General features: G+C 38.6%; 14 protein-coding genes. All 14 read right to left on the bottom strand.

Translation table 11 applies throughout. From position 1 onward, the window contains the following. Positions 1 to 135: 135 nt before the first annotated feature. The 14 genes from ACN6MT_RS09365 to ACN6MT_RS09300 all read right to left on the bottom strand — a co-directional run bounded on the left by ACN6MT_RS09365 (position 136) and on the right by ACN6MT_RS09300 (position 16,952). Complete coding sequence (locus ACN6MT_RS09365; protein WP_419955677.1) at positions 136 to 1,590, bottom strand: S41 family peptidase; 1,455 nt, start codon at positions 1,588 to 1,590, stop codon at positions 136 to 138. 157 nt (positions 1,591 to 1,747) lie between these two features. Beyond that, positions 1,748 to 3,064 carry a murein hydrolase activator EnvC family protein gene (locus tag ACN6MT_RS09360; protein ID WP_419955676.1) on the bottom strand — a complete coding sequence of 439 codons (1,317 nt, stop codon included), beginning with the start codon at positions 3,062 to 3,064 and terminating at the stop codon, positions 1,748 to 1,750. 98 nt (positions 3,065 to 3,162) lie between these two features. After that, entirely contained in the window at positions 3,163 to 4,056 is an 894-nt protein-coding gene (gene ftsX / locus ACN6MT_RS09355; RefSeq protein ID WP_063252027.1) for a permease-like cell division protein FtsX, read from the bottom strand. Further along, complete coding sequence (gene ftsE, locus ACN6MT_RS09350) at positions 4,046 to 4,732, bottom strand: cell division ATP-binding protein FtsE (protein ID WP_063252026.1); 687 nt, start codon at positions 4,730 to 4,732, stop codon at positions 4,046 to 4,048. The genes ftsX and ftsE overlap by 11 nt, the downstream gene beginning before the upstream one ends. Before the next feature lie 297 nt (positions 4,733 to 5,029). Then, positions 5,030 to 5,353 (bottom strand): cytochrome c551, encoded by a 324-nt coding sequence (gene cccB / locus ACN6MT_RS09345; protein WP_419955675.1) that lies wholly within the window; start codon positions 5,351 to 5,353, stop codon positions 5,030 to 5,032. 52 nt (positions 5,354 to 5,405) lie between these two features. Further along, positions 5,406 to 6,269: a YitT family protein gene (locus ACN6MT_RS09340; RefSeq protein ID WP_419955674.1), complete on the bottom strand. Its 864-nt coding sequence runs from the start codon at positions 6,267 to 6,269 to the stop codon at positions 5,406 to 5,408. Between the two features lie 217 nt (positions 6,270 to 6,486). Then, a protein-coding gene (gene prfB / locus ACN6MT_RS09335; protein ID WP_419955673.1) for a peptide chain release factor 2 occupies positions 6,487 to 7,588 on the bottom strand; the annotation gives its coding sequence in 2 pieces (ribosomal slippage) (positions 6,487 to 7,515 and positions 7,517 to 7,588; 1,101 coding nt in all). Between the two features lie 341 nt (positions 7,589 to 7,929). Further along, positions 7,930 to 9,720 (bottom strand): hypothetical protein, encoded by a 1,791-nt coding sequence (locus ACN6MT_RS09330; RefSeq protein WP_419955672.1) that lies wholly within the window; start codon positions 9,718 to 9,720, stop codon positions 7,930 to 7,932. Positions 9,721 to 9,947: 227 nt separating this feature from the next. Beyond that, on the bottom strand, positions 9,948 to 10,982 hold the full coding sequence (locus tag ACN6MT_RS09325) for a cytochrome c3 family protein (RefSeq protein ID WP_419955671.1): 1,035 nt from the start codon (positions 10,980 to 10,982) through the stop codon (positions 9,948 to 9,950). 203 nt (positions 10,983 to 11,185) lie between these two features. Then, positions 11,186 to 12,298 (bottom strand): cytochrome c3 family protein, encoded by a 1,113-nt coding sequence (locus ACN6MT_RS09320; RefSeq protein WP_419955670.1) that lies wholly within the window; start codon positions 12,296 to 12,298, stop codon positions 11,186 to 11,188. A 253-nt stretch (positions 12,299 to 12,551) separates the two neighbouring features. After that, entirely contained in the window at positions 12,552 to 13,517 is a 966-nt protein-coding gene (locus ACN6MT_RS09315; protein WP_419955669.1) for a 6-bladed beta-propeller, read from the bottom strand. 16 nt (positions 13,518 to 13,533) lie between these two features. Then, complete coding sequence (locus tag ACN6MT_RS09310; RefSeq protein ID WP_419955668.1) at positions 13,534 to 14,235, bottom strand: tetratricopeptide repeat protein; 702 nt, start codon at positions 14,233 to 14,235, stop codon at positions 13,534 to 13,536. 135 nt (positions 14,236 to 14,370) lie between these two features. Further along, on the bottom strand, positions 14,371 to 15,528 hold the full coding sequence (locus tag ACN6MT_RS09305; RefSeq protein ID WP_419955667.1) for a cytochrome c3 family protein: 1,158 nt from the start codon (positions 15,526 to 15,528) through the stop codon (positions 14,371 to 14,373). Positions 15,529 to 15,554: 26 nt separating this feature from the next. Further along, the gene (locus ACN6MT_RS09300) at positions 15,555 to 16,952 is read right to left on the bottom strand and encodes a cytochrome c3 family protein (protein WP_419955666.1); all 1,398 of its coding nucleotides are present in this window, start codon (positions 16,950 to 16,952) and stop codon (positions 15,555 to 15,557) included. Positions 16,953 to 17,096: the final 144 nt, after the last annotated feature.

The following is a 17,096-nucleotide window of genomic DNA, read 5'->3' as shown; positions in this document are numbered from 1 at the left end:
TATTCCATTTATCGTGATTAATTGTTAATTCTTTGTTATTCAACATTATTTCCAAGGAAATTCTCGACATATTCTACTAGTTCCTCGTTTTTTTGTCGAAAAGAAAAACAGAGACATATGTCTCTGTTCACTTCTTTATTTTGAGATTAATCTCAAAGCTGTTTGCAGTTGGATATCGTTTTTCTCTTTTTTCATTTCTTTTATTGCCTCTTCCTCAAGCTTAGCAGCTGTTTTAGCGTCAATTTTACCAGTTGACTGCAGATTATGATTTTGTTGGAAGGCTTTAACAGCAGTACTGGTTTCGGAACTAAAATATCCATCTGTACGACCTGGAGAAAACCCTAACCCCTCTAATATTTCTTGTGCATTTTTGACCTGCTCATTGTTCATATCCTCTTTAAGAGGTTCTTTCACTTTAAGCGGATGTGTATCAAAAATCTTTGGTTGTTTGACTTCAACATCCGGTTTAATCCCTTTTTTGTGAATCCAGTTTCCATCAGGTGTCAGCCATTTATATAAAGTCAGCTTAATATTACTGCCATCTCCCATCGGAACAGCCTGTTGTACCGTTCCCTTACCAAAAGTTGTTTCTCCGATCAATTGGTAACCAGCCGCCTCTTTTAAGGCTCCGGCTAATATTTCTGACGCTGACGCACTTCCTTTGTTAATGAGAACAGCTACAGGATATTCTTTTTTCTCTGTCAGTGTTGAGAAGTGCCGTTCCTTTTCCCCGCTTCGCTCTTCTATTTGGATGAATGGTTTTTCTTTGGTAACAAATTCTTTTAAGATATCCTCAACACTTATGAGTAATCCACCAGGATTTCCACGAACATCTATGATCAAGCCTTCAATATCTTTTTTCTCTATACGATTTAATTCTTTTTTAAAATCAGCAGCCGTCTCCTGGGAGAACGAGGTAATTTCAATATATCCGATATCTTTCCCACTTTGTTTTTTCACAGAGGCATGAATGGTCTCAAGTGGAATTTCATCACGAGTGACTTCTATCAAAAGAGGTTCCTTTAACCCCTTTCGTTCGATCTCCAGCTTTACCTTTGTCCCCTTTTTACCACGTATTTTTAACGTAGCCTTATTGAGGTCAAGACCTTCAACACTTTCGCCGTCTACTTTCAATATCTCATCATTTGGCTTTAGCCCTGCCTTTTCCGCTGGGGAATTTTTAAAAGGTGATACAATGACAATTTTCCCATCTACCATCCCCACTTCTGCTCCAATGCCTTCAAAGGAGGATTCTAAAGTTTGACTGAATTGCTTCGCTGTTTCTTTATTCATATAAACCGAATAGGGATCATCTAAGACGGTGAGCATCCCTTGAATAGCTCCCTCTACTAGGGTATCACTATCTACCCTTTCAACATAACGGCTCAAGATTAATTCATAGGCCTGATTAACCTTTGAAAGGTCTTCAAGATCTGCCTGACCTGTTACAGCTGTTTCCGTTTTCGTTATTGTTTGTTCAAGGGCTGTGTTGCCGTCTGTTTGATCATACCATTGCATTCCTGCATATGTGCCCGCCGCTCCTGTAAAAAGCGACCCTACCATCATTAGGGCAATCCATTTTCTATTCATCTTGTTCCCCCTCATGTGCAGCATCTAGTGACTAACATTATAAAAAAGTGTCTGATTCCTGCCCGTTTATTAACTATTATGTGGGGGATGGACGAGTTATGCCTTAAAAGTCCTATTCAAAAAGAAAAGGAAGAAGCGTGGCTTCTCCCTTTTCCTTCTATGGCATTGGTACAATTCCGACTGGATTAATTGCGTTACTCTTGCTTGCATTCCATTGCCCTCTATGGAGCTCAAAGTGCAAATGTTTTCCTGTGGAATCGCCAGTGTTACCCATAATTCCAATTTGCTGGCCTTTTTTCACAACTGCACCTGAGCTGACAGTACGTGCTTCCATATGAGCAGAAACCGTCGTATATGTTTGTCCATTAACAGAATGGGCAATAAAAACAACATTCCCATAACTGCTAGAATAGTAGGATTGGATAACAACACCATCAGCAGCAGCCCAAATTGGTACATTTGCAGCACGATTAGCTATATCTATACCATAGTGGAAGGTGCCCCATCTAGGCTCAAAACCTGATGTAAAGGTTCCATTCGCCGGTAATGTGAATGCCCCGCTTGAGACTGGTGCCGTAGTTTGCGGCGGGGTACTAGCCCCTCCACCGTTACCTGATCCAGAGTTATTATTATTTGCAGCAGCTGAGGCAGCTGCCGCTGCTGCTGCTGCGGCCTCAGCTGCTGCCGCTGCCGCTTCTTCTTGACGTTTCTGTTCAAGTGCAATTGCCTTTTGGATAGCAGCTGATTGGGCTGCAAGTAATTGCGCCTCTTCCTGAAGTTCCATTTTGTGCTCATGAATTTCTTCTTCTTGTTTTTCTAGAGAAGCCAATAACTGATCCTTTTCAGCTCTTTGTGCATTCAATTGTATGTTCATTTTTTCTAAATCATCTACTATCGATTGGACATTCGCAAGCTCCTGTTCAACCTTGGCTTGGTTCACTTCCAAACTCTTTTTATCTGCTTCATGCTGCTTTAGTATATCCTGATCTGCCTGCATTATTGTCGCCACCGCACTAGCACGGTCAATAAAATCACTAAAGTTATGTGAACCCATTAATACATCAAGATAACTAACCATTCCACCTGTTTCTTGATAGTTACGGGCGCGCTCCTTCAAAAGCTCATTTCGCTTTTCAATTCGCTCTTTCGTCACTCTTATTTCTTCTTGAAGTCTAGCAATTTCTGCCTTTGTTTTTTCCAATTCAGCCTTTTTCTCACTAATTTTCTTGTGTGTGTCACCTATTGCAAGATCAAGGCGTGTCATTTCTTCTTTTACATTAGACTGTTGTTTATTTAAACTATTAATCTGTTGATCGGCATCATTTATAGTAGACGATAGATCAGATTTTTCTTTTTCAATTTTATTTTGTTGATCCTTTAAACTTGAAATGGAAGCAGCTTCAGCGAATCCTCCAAAAAAACTGCTGAACCCGATCGTTCCTGCAACTGCTAAAGATAGTACTTGTTTTTTCAAAGTCCAATTTCTCCTTCCCATTTATCGTTATGTATGAGTGAATCCATAACAGTAATCAGGAAGGACATTTTTCCACTGCCCTTCCTGAAAAAATCATTTTAAACCTTTAAGAACTTTCTTACTGACATTACACTTCCCCAGACACCAATCAAGGCGCCCATTAAAATAAGAATTCCCGATACTTGGTAAATAAACGGATTATATGGAAGAATTTGAATAAAGTTCCCCACTAACTTTGGTGCTAAATATTCATAAGCGTTATAGTAGGCAATTGCTATTAAGATAATTGGCAGGATAGCCCCCAGTACACCAAGCCATAATCCTTCTAGGAAGAATGGCCACCTAATAAAATTATTCGTTGCTCCTACCAGTCTCATAATCTTAATTTCTCTTCGTCTGGCAATGATGGTAATTTTAATTGTATTAGATATAAGGAAAACTGCAGTAAAAAATAGTCCTGCAATAAGAACGATTCCTACGTTTCGACTAGCTTCTATGAAGTTGAATAATTTTTCTACTGTTCCCTTACCATAAACAGCTTTTGTCACATACTCTAGCTTTTCTATCGCTTTCGCTGCTTGCATTGTATCTTGTGGATTTTTCGTTTTTACGATAAATACATCGTTAAGTGGATTGTCTTGTTCGAATAGTTTAAATGCTTGTCCATCCTCACCCATGCTCCTAATTAATTCTTCAAGTTCCTGTTCCTTGGATGAAAACTTTACACTTTGTACTTCTGATATATTTTCAATCTGACTCTGTAACTTTTGCTGATCCTCTGCATTTGCCGCAACGTCGATGTGAACGCGAATTTGCACGTCCTCTTCTATGGTTTGCGCCACTTTATTAAGATTCATCATAATAACGAAAAAGACACCGACTAAAATGAGCGTTACGGTTACAGCACTTACAGAAGCGAACGTCATCCAGCCATTTCTGCCAATACTTTTAAAACTTTCACGCGCATGACGGCCAAGAGTTCTAATTTTCATAACCGTAATCACCTCTTTGTTCATCACGTGCGATTTTTCCTGCCTCAATGGCAATTACACGATGTTTAATTGTGTTGACGATTTCCCTGTTATGCGTTGCCATGACGATTGTCGTACCCCTGTTATTAATTTCTTCGAAGATATTCATGATTTCCCACGATGTTTCCGGGTCAAGGTTACCTGTAGGTTCGTCTGCTATGACAATCTTAGGAGAGTTAACGATGGAGCGCGCAATCGAAACACGTTGCTGCTCCCCTCCTGATAACTCTGTCGGGAGCATTCTTGCTTTATGCTTAAGGTTAACGAGATCAAGGACTTCCATTACACGCTTCTTAATAAACTTGGGCTGAGCTTCAATTACCTCCAGAGCAAAGGCCACATTCTCATAAACCGTTTTTGTTGGTAATAGTTTAAAATCTTGAAAGACAACACCAAGGTTGCGTCGGAAAATCGGAACTTTGTTGTTCTTTATTTTCGCAACATTAACACCGTTCATTGTAATAGTACCAGAGGTCGGCACTTCCTCACGATACATCATTTTAATGAAGGTAGATTTCCCTGCACCACTCGGGCCAACCACATAAACAAATTCACCTTGGTTAATCCGAACATCTATACCATTTATCGCAGTAACCCCATTTGGGTACTTTTTAAACACATCTTGCATTTCTATCATTTAGATCACCTTTATCAGTTAGTTTCGAAACTATTTGCTTTTCGACAATAACCTCTTATTTTCTTGCACAAAAACAAAATCCTAGACAAAATACTGCAGGATCTAACATGATTTCATTATAACACTCAACTGAGGTAAAAAAAGCGGTAAAATTATTACAGTTTCTTTTCAATCCCTACATAAATTGTTATTTATATCCTATATTTTTCGACAAAATTTAACAATATCTTTATAAAGTAACATAGATTCACAAAAATAAAAAACGTTCTGCAAAAATCACAGAACGTTTTATGTAAATTACTTTTTAGAGGCCAGCCAATCAGCAACTTGGTCTAAATCTTCGCCTTCAATTAGTCCAGCTGGCATTCCGCCATTTGTACCATTCTTAATAATTCCAGCGATTTCATCTTTTGATTTGCTTGCACCTACTTTTGTTAGGTTAGGTCCCATACCGCCTTTTAGATCACCGCCATGACAGCTTGAGCATTTTTGTGAATAAATTTTTTCAGCATCCCCTGCTCCGGCGGTGTCGCCACCAGCCTCGTCATCTCCGCCGCCACAAGCAGCAAGCCCCATAACCAAAGCTGTTCCTAATACCATTTTTAGTAGCTTTTTCTTCATTGCTACTCCCCCCTTCAGAAAAAATTACCATACAAGAAATAGTATAGCAGTATTACGCCCTTTTGAAACCTTCTCCCAACACTTCAGAAGCATCCATAACGACGACAAATGCAGATGGATCAAGGGATTTAACCAATTGTTTCAATTTTGTGAACTCCCGCTGATCGACCACACACATTAGGACGGGGCGTTCATTATCTGTAAAACCACCATAGGCAGATAGTTTTGTCACACCCCGGTCAATTTTATTCAAAATTCCTTCTCGTACTTCTTCCTGCTTGTTCGTAATAATCATGGCTGTTTTTGAGCGGCCGAAACCCACCTGGACTAGGTCAATCGTTTTACTTGTAACATATAAGGCAATCAATGCATACAATCCTCGTTCAATATCAAACACGAGGGCTGCCGAGAAGACAATAATTCCATCAATCAGAACGACACTCGTACCAAGAGTAAGGCCGGTGTACTTTGTAATAATTTGAGCAGCTAAATCGGTTCCCCCGGTTGATCCATTTCCCCTAAAAACAATACCAAGTCCGAGACCTACTACAATCCCTCCAAATAGTGCTCCAAGCAAGGCATCATTGGTCCACGGGTCAACATTTTTTGTTAAGAAAACAACAAAAGGTAAAAAAATAGTTCCCACGAGTGTTTTTACTCCAAATTGCTTTCCTAGTAAAACAACTCCTGCTATGAACAATGGAATATTAAAAGCCCATTGAACATATGCCGGCTCCCAGCCGACTACACTTAATAAAATCGTACTAATGCCGCTTACGCCTCCCGAGGCTATTTGATTTGGCAGGAGAAATACATTAAAGGCAAGCGCAATAATTGCGGATCCTACTAAAACGTTTATGTATTCTAGAGCACTTGCAAATTTCGGTGCAGTCTGATTGTTTCTTCTTTTATTCATAGTGCAATTCCCCTCTATATTACCATTTTGCTATAACTTTCTATCTCAATCGAAGTGAGTATAGCATGGCAATAATTTGCTGTAAATGGCATTCAGATAACGCATTAAAGGGTTAAATATTCTATAGTATTTGTTATTATAAGAATTTAATGAAGGAATAATTACTATTACAAAAATAATGCCTCTGCCACTATGATGGCAAAGGCTAATCGTTTTATTATAAAATTCTTGAACGCAGGTAAGCATCAATAAATGGATCTAAGTCCCCATCCATTACTCCCTGAACGTTTCCGCTTTCGGTATTTGTGCGGTGATCTTTAACCATAGAATAAGGATGGAAAACATATGAACGAATTTGGCTTCCCCACCCAATTTCCTTTTGTTCACCACGGATTTCGAGTAACTCTTTTTCCTGCTGTTCAATTTCTCGTTGATAAAGCTTGGCTTTCAGCATTTTCATTGCTGATTCACGGTTTTTAATCTGCGAACGTTCGGATTGGCAAGTAACCACAACCCCCGTTGGTGTATGGGTAATCCTTACAGCGGAATCAGTTGTATTGATATGCTGTCCACCAGCACCACTGGCACGGTACGTATCTATTTTAAGGTCCTCTGTACGGATATCGATTTGAATTTCATCATTAAATTCCGGCATGACTTCACACGATACAAACGATGTATGGCGGCGTCCTGAAGCGTCAAACGGTGAAATCCGCACCAATCTGTGAACACCTTTTTCCGCTTTTAAATAACCGTATGCGTTATGTCCCCTTATGGCCAAGGTTACACTTTTAATCCCTGCTTCATCGCCTGGAAGATAATCAAGCGTCTCCACCTTAAAGCCCTTTTTCTCCGCCCAACGCGTATACATACGCAGCAGCATAGATCCCCAGTCTTGTGACTCGGTTCCACCTGCACCCGGGTGCAATTCTAAGATTGCGTTGTGTTTATCGTACTCTTCACTTAGCAGCAGCTGAAGTTCAAAGTCATTAAGTCTTGAAGTTAGGTTCGTTAATTCTTCTTCAAGCTCGGCCTGTAATTCCGCGTCACTTTCTTCTTTGACAAGCTCATAGCTCACTTCTAGATTCTCAAATGTTTCATACATCTGGCTAAACTCATTTACCTGATCCTTTAGTGCATTGGCTTCACTTATAACAGTTTGAGCTGCCTGCTGGTCATTCCAGAAATCAGGATGAAGCATTTGATCATCAAGTTCAGCTATACGTGCTTCCTTATTTTCAAGGTCAAAGAGACCCCCTAAAGTCCGCTAAACGTTTAGCTGTTTTTTCAAGTTCATTTCGAATTTCTGCTAATTCCATTTTCTTCACCTCTATAAAAATTACGGTCAGTTTCTAGCTTATGACTTAGCCCGTTCGTTTGTTCCTTATCTATTATAGACTGTTTATAGGGGAAATTTCAAAAATCATTATTTGTGGCAGTTATATAAAAAAACTTCTCTCGGTGTGGATATCAACACTTATCAACAATTTTGAATACCATTTAAATGAAATATGTGGATAAATAGGATTATTCGGATTTTTATTTTAAAAATTCTAAAAACTTCATCCACATATCTACACATCCACATAACTTATCTACAATCTAATAATTGACTGAAAGTTTATTCACAGTAAAAAACGAGAGGTCTCCCTCTCGTTTTTTACTGTGAATTTGTTGGTTTAGTTAAATAAATTCCTTTTTTAGGTCCGTGTGCTGCATCCATAAACGATAATGCGGAACCTCCATGACAGCTAGAACAGCTTTGTACATCCTCCGTCTGATGACCGATAATAAGTTCACCAGCAATATTCCTATCATTAAATGTACCTGTCTTTCCATAAACCTCAGTGGTATTGTTATGACACTTCAAACAGAATTGTCGCTCATTTGCAGCATCCCATGCAGCGCCTGTTGTCTTAAATTTATTAGCATCTGCAACTTTTACATTACCCAGTTCTTCTCGTAGTAACATAATATTATTTGAACCATGTGTTTCATGACAATCTGCGCAGGCTAGTTGTCCATTAAGGGGACTGCCATCTGCAGAAGTAATGTTATGACCAGATTCTGCTAATAATGTTTCATTCTCATAATATTGTTTAATATCTGATGCTTTACTGCCATCATGGCAGCTAAAGCAGAGTGTAAAATCTTCGACAGCGCCTGTTGCTGTTCCCCCCTTTTTATATGTTAGGGTTTGGAAGTGACTTGCTCCTGGTACTTGGACACTTTGAAGTCTAGCTGGATTTTCCACTGTCCAAGAAGCATGTGGATTATGGCAGCTTGTACACGATTCAGAATTCTTGGCTTCTGCATCTGTGTGTTGATTATGTTTGTTTGTACTATTATATTTATCAGGCATTGGTGATCCATTAGTGCCATCATGACAAACCATACAGAAATTATCTTCGGATGCCCCGAACTCTCCACCTTCAAGAGTTGCCGTTTTACCGTTATGTGTGCTGTGGCAATATGCACATGCATTGGTATTGTTAGCGTAGTTTCCGTGAATATCTCCGATATGATATACATTGGTGGTAGTAAATTTAAAGAATTTAGGAAATATTCTTTGACCAAGGTCATTGGTCATAGCAGGATTAACGTAAACATAATAGGTTGTGCTCGAATCCAGCGGAACAGCAGGGGTAAACATAATAACATAATCTCCATTTTCATTCCGTTGTGGGATTATCCCCTCTAAATCTTCTTTACTTTTGATTTCTCCCTTACTTGATGAAACAAACAAAGGTTGGGTGTAGTTTAATACTCCAGTTTCTCTGATAACCACCATAATTTTTAAGTCCAAAGGAACTTGGGTCATATCCTCAACAGGTAAATATCCACTTTCATTTGTAACACCTGGTGGAATAATTTTCATTTCTACAATATATGGTCTAGGGCCTTTATCTTCAACATCGGTCTGTACAGTTTCTGTTGTAGTAGTAGTTGTCATTGTTGTTGAAATCTCTTGCCCATTAATAGAAGTATCTTCTGGATTTGTTATAGGGACATCGACAACTTTTTCCTTAACCGTAAAAGACATGTTTTTTTCAACCGATTTTCCTTCTATATCCATAAGGACAAAAGAAAGTGAATGATTTCCCTCAGGAAATTCCTTTATAAATACCCAATTACCATTTTGGCCATTAACTGAAACCGTCAACTGCCCATCGTTAGTTATCTCGATTGTCTCACTACTGGAATCAGATTTCTCAAATACTTTTAGTGAAAGCTGATCAGGTGGTGTACGATCATCTGACATACTGCCTGTAATTTCAACCTTTGTAACATCAAACACCGCTGCTTCACTCGGAGACACCACTTCTAAATAGGGATCACCTTGAGCTGAAAAAACGATGTCAGAAGGAGAATAAAAAAGGAAAGAACTAAGGAAAACGCTCGTTATGACAATATATGAAAGCAACCCTCGTTTATAGTTCATCCTCTTCATAAAATCCACCTTTTTCTGTACTTAATAAGAGCCTTAAGCGCCTTTTTCTTTTATTATATCAACTGATTTAACATTAATTATCATCGTTAAAGTATTCTTTTTGACAATTTGGCAACAGGGCTAAATTAATAAAACAAGGCAGTAATAATTAGCATTACTACCTTGTTTACTAGCTTTTGTTTAAACCAATTTTGGGATTAATGTATAGTACCTATTCGTCAGCCTTTTTATCGTGATGGTTTACCAGAATAGTTACCGCCTACAACAGGAGGCGTGTCAAGCTTATGAGTGGATTGGTGACATGCCCAGCATACAGCCATGTTCGTATATTTCTTGATTGCAGATCCACCAGCACTTACATCCTTCATGTACTCTTCAGCTTTTTCTTTCGTCCAGCCAGACTTAACATAGTCAGCCACTGTTTTTCCAGCAGTATCTTTTAATAATGTAATGTCCGTTCCGTGAGCATAGTGACAGCTTGCACAGTTACGTCCGGATTTATAGCTGTTAGTAGTATGAGAATAGTGACCATCCACACGTTGAGAGCCACTAGACTTTAAGTAATCCTCATGACATGTTGAACAGAAGTTTGAATAAACACGTTGTGGAACATCAGGTAAATCTTGATTTACAAATACAGGACCTTTAGATTGATAGATTTTCAAACCAGTAGGACCTGTGCTAGCATTAAATTCTGCATAAGCAGGATCTTCAATTAATTCAAGATCAATCGCTTTTGTAGAATACGTTTTTCCGTTCACAGTTGTTTTTAATAAACGATCGTTCACTGATCCGTGTGGATTGTGACAGCTAGAGCATTGTAATTCTTCTTCTGTTGGATTAAGCGCACCAGGAGCAGCAGCAATTTCAACTGTACCTACATCATGCATAGACGCAGAATCATGTGTGCTATTAAAAACACCAGCTCCAGATGCTTTTTCTACGTTATAGAATCCTAAAGTGCCATCATGACAAGTTAAACATAAATCTGATTCAGTTTCTTCGAATTTCAATAAAGTTGCACTATCTCCATTGTGGGTGCTATGGCAGTTACCACAAGAGTTGGTGTTATTTTGGAAATTACCGTGCGTCCTGTGTACAGCTTCGTTCCCATTGTTGTCGATGGTGCCAACGTTAATACCAGGTGCTGGGTTGCTTGGTGTTGGAACAAAAGGTGTTTCTTCTGCAGAAGCAAAAGCAGCAAACATGCTTAACAAGATGAGCGTAAATATAACTGTAAAGCCTAATTTAATCTTACTCATTTTCAAAAACCTCCCAAGTCTCTCTCTTTCTCTCTCTATTTTTTTAATGCAAATAACCTAAGTAATAAGTTAATAACTTTTGACAATTTAGTGACAAATTGTAATAATATTGATAGAAAACAAGGTAGTAAAGATGATTTACTACCCTGTTCCGATTAAACTTTTATTGAGCTAACAAATAGTGGGGCTATTTGTTGGCTTTTTTATCGAATATTAGCCTTTTCATTGAATGTAGGGATATATTTGTTATATCTTGAGCTCCATACATAGTTCCATAATTCACCCGTACCAGCATTAGGGTCTCCTACTTGTGCAGGCATTGGAGTATCAAGCGGGTGACTTGATGTGTGACAAGTCCAACAAACAGACATGTTAGTATATTTCTTGTTATTAGAACCGCCAGCACTTACGTCTTTCATGTAAGCCGTCGCAGTTTCATTTGACCAACCATACTTTCCGCCTTCTGCAACTGGCTTAGTATAATCGGCTATCGTTTTTCCTGCAGCATCTTTTAGAAGCGTAATATCTGTTCCGTGAGCATAGTGACAGCTTGCACAGTTTCTACCTTGTGAAGAGCTGTTTGTAGTATGTGAGTAGTGACCAAGAGCTGTTTGCTTACCACTGCCTGTATCATAAGTATCATGACATGTTGAACAGAAATTAGCGTAGTTTACTTTGTCAGCAGACCCTTCAGGACCAACTGAAGTAGTAATCTTTAATCCAGAATTTGTTGAGCTGTTGTTGATTGCTTCAAATGCTGGGTCTGGAGTTAACGCAAGTTTAATTGGTGTTGTAGAGTAAGTTACACCTGCAACAGTAGTTTTTAATAAACGATCGTTAGTAGATCCGTGTGGATTGTGACAGCTTGAGCACTGCAATTCATCAGCTGATTTATTGTCTAATGCACCTGGAGCTGAACCAATTGTAACAGTACCTACATTGTGCATAGAAGAACTTTCATGAGTAGTGTTAAATGTACCTGCTCCTGCACCTTGTCCTTTTACGTTATAGAAGCCTAAAGTACCATCATGACATGATAAACATAAATCAGATTCAGTTTCTTCGAACTTCAATAATGTTGCACTGTCCCCATTGTGCGTGCTGTGACAGTTTGCACAAGAGTTGGTGTTGTTTTGGAAATTACCATGTGTTCTATGTTGGTTGACTTCACCATTGTTATCGATAGTTCCAACATGAATATCAGGTGCTGGATTGCCAGGCGTTGGAGTAAACTCCGCAGCAGAAGCAAAAGCAGCGAACACGCTTAATAGAATAAGCGTAAATAATGCTGTAAATCCTAATTTCACCTTGCTCATCTCTAAAAACCTCCCAATTTTCTTTCTCTCTTTTTTTCTCTCTAGTATTTTTTGACTTCTAAAGCATTAGCACCTTTTTCCACGCATCACCTCCCAAAAGAAATTTCTTTTCCCTTTTCAGACAAAAGGAAAGGATCTCTGATTAGTAATATCGTAGGCACGAAAAATGTAAAAGGGAGGTTTAAATTTTTCGTACACTATATCACTAGTTATCTTCGTGAATTACTTTAATTGTTAAAACGAAACTAGAAATTTAATAGAACACTGAAATTCTTTGATTGATTGTATCGGTTACATATATAGCACCAAATTCATCGATAAAAAGTCCGTTTGGCAAATACAATTGACCATTGTCAGTTCCCATTCCACCTAATTCACGTACTTTTTTTCCGTCCTGGTCAAAGGCATAAATGTTATGAGATAAATTGCTGACTACATAAACTGTTCCTTTTGAATCAACTGCAACCCCGCGAGGATTAACGAATAGTGAAGCTCCTTTTCCGTCTTCCGATCCGTTGATAATTCTGATAAATTTACCGTCTTTATCAAAAACTTGAACTCGATTATTTCCTGAATCTGTGACATATATTTGGTTATCTTGGTCGACCGCTACGGCATTAGGAGCGATGAATTTCCCTTCATCTTGACCAGCATCACCGATTTCCATCAGCTTTTTACCCTCTAAATCAAAAATAAATAACTTGTTTGACTTAATATCCGTGACATACAGCTTTTCGTCATAAATACGTAATCCACCCGGTGATTGAATCAATTTATCTTTGTCAGGGAAGTATTTAATAAATTCCCCTTTTGATGAAAAAATAGAAATGTTTCCATTATATAAATCAGCTACATAAACTTGTTCTTCTTTATCACCAGCAATTCCATAAGGAAATTGGAATTGACCTTTCTCAGTACCTTTTTCGCCGAATGCATTAACGTTATTACCAGACTGGTCAAAAACTTGCACTTGTGTATTTTTGGTATCTGAAACGTAAATAAATTCACCAATTTTCGCAACATCCATTGGTTTATCTAGAGGTGCTTCAAAGCTGCCATAAAAAGATTGTCTAAATTCCGGTTCACCGCCAGTTGGGTTTGCTGCTGCTACAATGGGTTTCAGAGTCGGACCTAAATCCAAAAAGGTGATGCCTGAGAAAAGGGCTGCAGAAAGTACAACCATGGCACTCATCCATATATACGTTGTTGACTTTTTCAATTCTAGTCATCTCCTTTTATTTGCTGTTGTTACCTGCAAGTCTAGTTAATGCTTCGGAGGCTGGTTTATAAAGAGGGTCGTAACTTAATGCCTTTTTATAAAGTTCCTCAGCGTCTTTTACATTACCTTGATCCTCTGCTACTCTACCAATCTCGAAAATAATATCATTATTAACAGGCATTAATTTATCTGCTTCTTGGAGGGAGGCTAGTGCTTCATCATACATTTTGAGTTTTCTATAAACCATTCCTTCTAATAAATGTCCTTTATAATCTCTTGGAGCTAACTCAACAGCTCTTGATGCTTGTTTTAAAGCATCATCAAAGCGTTCTTCTTCGTTATAAACAAGCCCAAGATTAAAATACGCTGAAACATTCTTTTTATCTAAATCAATAGCCATTAGTAACTGTTTTATTGCTTCTTCACTTTCACCATTTAAGTGGTAGGAATAGCCAAGATTCACACGGTGTTCAGGTTTATTTGGTTCTTTACTAACCAATCCCTCATAGTAATTTACTTGTTGTACGATCCGGTCCTGTTCTTGTTTACTCCAAATAAATTTATCACTAATGATATAGCCGCCAATCAGGCTTATTAGAAGTGTCCCAATGATTAAGGATATTCCCTGTAATTTAGTAAAGCGGTCATTCTTTTCCTTAATCCGCGTATCCTTGTTTGTTTCCGGACTTTCTTTAATCGGGAGTTCATGGGCCTCCATAAGAATCCTCCTCATAGTTCATCATTATTTTCCGTGGGATTTCATCCATTCGTTTTAAGATTGAAACCCACAAAAGCTAAATCTCAAATTTCCTTGTTAAAAATATCGTAAAGCCCAAGCTGACTTGGGCTCATCTTATTCGCTTTTGTGGCAGGAACTGCAAGTCTTTTTGACATGACAGGTATAGCAGCTTTCTTGCGGTTTATTAACATTACCAATAGCAACCGGGTGATTCTCACGCCATTTATTTAAATGCTTCATCTGATGACAGGATGAGCAATTCACCGTATTACTGCTTGATGTATTTGAACGATTTGGCTCATGACAGGTATAGCAATTTTCCTTATTTTTGCTCGCCTGGGCCCCATGATTACCAAAGAACGAGTCCTTATGACTCTCTGGTCGATTTCTGTGGCAATCCTGACAAAAAGTGTTTTCTTTTGCATACGTTCTTTCTGTTTTAGTTGATGCCCCACTATCGGTTTGTAAATATTTATCAAGAACTGAAGCACCTTCATAACCTTCAAGGTCTATAGATGACATATACCGATGACAGGAATTACAGTCTTTTAATTCATCTTTTGCTAGTTTTCCATGTGTTTTTGTTTTAAATTTTGTTTCCTCATGGCTCTTTGGTATCATGCCGGTAGTATGACAGGCACTGCATTCAGTTGTTACTTGTCTTGATTCATGACAATCCATACATGTATCCATTGTTGGGCGTGTCCATTTCAAATCTGCCATTGCAGCAGCTCCTAAATCACGATCCCATTTATCATAATCTGTTTTAAATGTCATTTCCCTATCTGCAATTTCACCATGGACTACTCCGCTATGACATTGAATACAGGTAACATTTTCTTCCTTATGCTTTTCATGAGGAATGATAATGTCCCCTGAAACTGTAAACTCCCTCTGCAACACATTGTGACAGCTTTCACATGTACTATCTGGAATCTCGTCTGGCATCCGTATGGGTGCCACATTTTGATCATCACTTTTATTTACAGCCTTAGTTAGTAATCCAACTTTTTCCTTAGCTGTCTGCTTGACCCCTGGTTCGATATGACAGTTAACACAATCCACTTCACTATGCGAGGAAGCCTTCCACGTATAGTATTCAGGTTTCATCTCATGACATGATGAGCAGAACTCAGAGCTAGAAGTTGCTTCTAGCCCAAATGCTCCAAGGGAGAAGAAAAGGGCCAGAAACAACACTGTTAGAGTCATAACTTTATATAATCTTAGGCGTGACCGGGGAGGGGCCGACAGCTGTTCTTTTTCTTCATTCATAAAAGCGTCCCTCCAGAGTAGTATTTTTAATTTTTTACATCATCTTTAAAGCCAGTTCTATGGCAATATTGACAATAAACATCTGTTGGTGCTTTTACATCTGTTGAGTCAGCTTTTGGTTCTTCACGATCATGACAGACGAAGCATTCTGCTTTTTGATCCGCCGTTTTCGCATTGTCTGCATGTGAAGTTAAGTATTGATCGCTCTTACCGTGGCTATTAGGACGGTCTGAGTGACAGGCACTACAGAATTTATTTATTCTCGCCTGTTCTCTTACAACCGTAATGTTTGGTTGATATTTATGGTCCTTTTGTTCTTCCTCAACCTCAGCCATTTTTAATAGAGAAATAAGGTCTTCCTTTGGAATGTCTCTAAACCATTTAGAATCCTGATGACAGTCTACACATTTATCTAATTGATTAAGTGCCGTTCCACCATGGTTTTGGTTCCAATCTGCAACTTTGTGATCTTCAGGAATGTTTACTTCCTCGTGGCAGGTTGCACATGCCATTGAAATCTTAACGTCCTTTTGTTGTTTCCCTAGTGCTTCTAAAATAATTTTTTGTGTTTTTTCGTCATGCTTCGCAACTGCTTCTTTTGCTTCTTCTTCAGTATTAACCTCATGTTTTACTGCATTTGATGTTTCCTTAGCTGCTTCTTCAAGATGCTCCGGATTTGGCGGTACAAGATACGCTACATCTTTCCAAGGCTTTTCACCGTTGTTTACTTTATCGTGACAATCAATACATGTTCCCATATTAGGAGCCAAGTATTTCTTTTCCATCATTTGCTGTGCAACTTCTTCTGTCCAGTGGCCGCGAACTTCCTCAGTGTTGATACCGCGAGCAGCAATTTTTGCGTGTGCTATACCTGCGTGACAGCTGATACACGGGACGCCTTCTTCAATATGTCCTTTATGATTTACAATTAGATCACCTGAAGCTGATACAAGTCGATTCTTAGAGTGACATTGAAGACAGTTTTCATCAGACACTGCCTCATGCTCGGTTTGAACGATTTGTTCAGGTATACCCATTACGTGATGATAGACTTCTTTTAATGAAATGACTTTGTGTGTCATCATGTTTACGAATCCAGGTTTTATGTGACACTGTACACAGGAGATCTCACTATGTGAGCTTGCTGTAAATGTTGTATATTCTGGAGCCATTTCATGACAGCTAGAACAGAATGATGGAGAGTTGGTGAATGATATAACTCCGTATCCTCCCCCAAAAATGACAACAGACCCTATTAGGGCGACGAATAATGCTTTCCATCTTGTAACTGGATCTTTCCAGTCTATGTTTCTAAATTTCTGCCAAATTCTACGAAAAAGTCCAGGCTTCTTTTTACTCTCTCTAGATTCGGGTTTCTCTTTATCTTTTTTCCCCCAAAAAGCCACTTGACTCACCCTTCCCATTTTTAATTTTTCTCTCTCTATATTTATCTAAGTTTAACCTCTCTATTGGTAGTATCTAACATTGTAAAAGTATTTTCCAATGTACAATTTGTGAATAATTTTTCACACTACCACCATGTGACCTTTTTACTAATAACAACATAT

Source organism: Neobacillus niacini, from assembly GCF_048572935.1.
Taxonomy (GTDB): Bacteria; Bacillota; Bacilli; order Bacillales; family Cytobacillaceae; genus Neobacillus; species Neobacillus niacini.
This window is presented reverse-complemented; position numbering and strand designations above follow the sequence as displayed.

What these genes read in the sequence shown, in the direction of transcription:
- ftsE (WP_063252026.1), bottom strand. Translation starts at nt 4,732, where the DNA reads ATGATAGAAATGCAAGATGTGTTTAAAAAGTACCCAAATGGGGTTACT.
- ACN6MT_RS09325 (WP_419955671.1), bottom strand. Translation starts at nt 10,982, where the DNA reads ATGAGTAAGATTAAATTAGGCTTTACAGTTATATTTACGCTCATCTTG.
- ACN6MT_RS09310 (WP_419955668.1), bottom strand. Translation starts at nt 14,235, where the DNA reads ATGGAGGCCCATGAACTCCCGATTAAAGAAAGTCCGGAAACAAACAAG.
- ACN6MT_RS09320 (WP_419955670.1), bottom strand. Translation starts at nt 12,298, where the DNA reads ATGAGCAAGGTGAAATTAGGATTTACAGCATTATTTACGCTTATTCTA.
- ACN6MT_RS09300 (WP_419955666.1), bottom strand. Translation starts at nt 16,952, where the DNA reads ATGGGAAGGGTGAGTCAAGTGGCTTTTTGGGGGAAAAAAGATAAAGAG.
- ACN6MT_RS09305 (WP_419955667.1), bottom strand. Translation starts at nt 15,528, where the DNA reads ATGAATGAAGAAAAAGAACAGCTGTCGGCCCCTCCCCGGTCACGCCTA.
- ftsX (WP_063252027.1), bottom strand. Translation starts at nt 4,056, where the DNA reads ATGAAAATTAGAACTCTTGGCCGTCATGCGCGTGAAAGTTTTAAAAGT.
- cccB (WP_419955675.1), bottom strand. Translation starts at nt 5,353, where the DNA reads ATGAAGAAAAAGCTACTAAAAATGGTATTAGGAACAGCTTTGGTTATG.
- ACN6MT_RS09365 (WP_419955677.1), bottom strand. Translation starts at nt 1,590, where the DNA reads ATGAATAGAAAATGGATTGCCCTAATGATGGTAGGGTCGCTTTTTACA.
- ACN6MT_RS09330 (WP_419955672.1), bottom strand. Translation starts at nt 9,720, where the DNA reads ATGAAGAGGATGAACTATAAACGAGGGTTGCTTTCATATATTGTCATA.
- ACN6MT_RS09340 (WP_419955674.1), bottom strand. Translation starts at nt 6,269, where the DNA reads ATGAATAAAAGAAGAAACAATCAGACTGCACCGAAATTTGCAAGTGCT.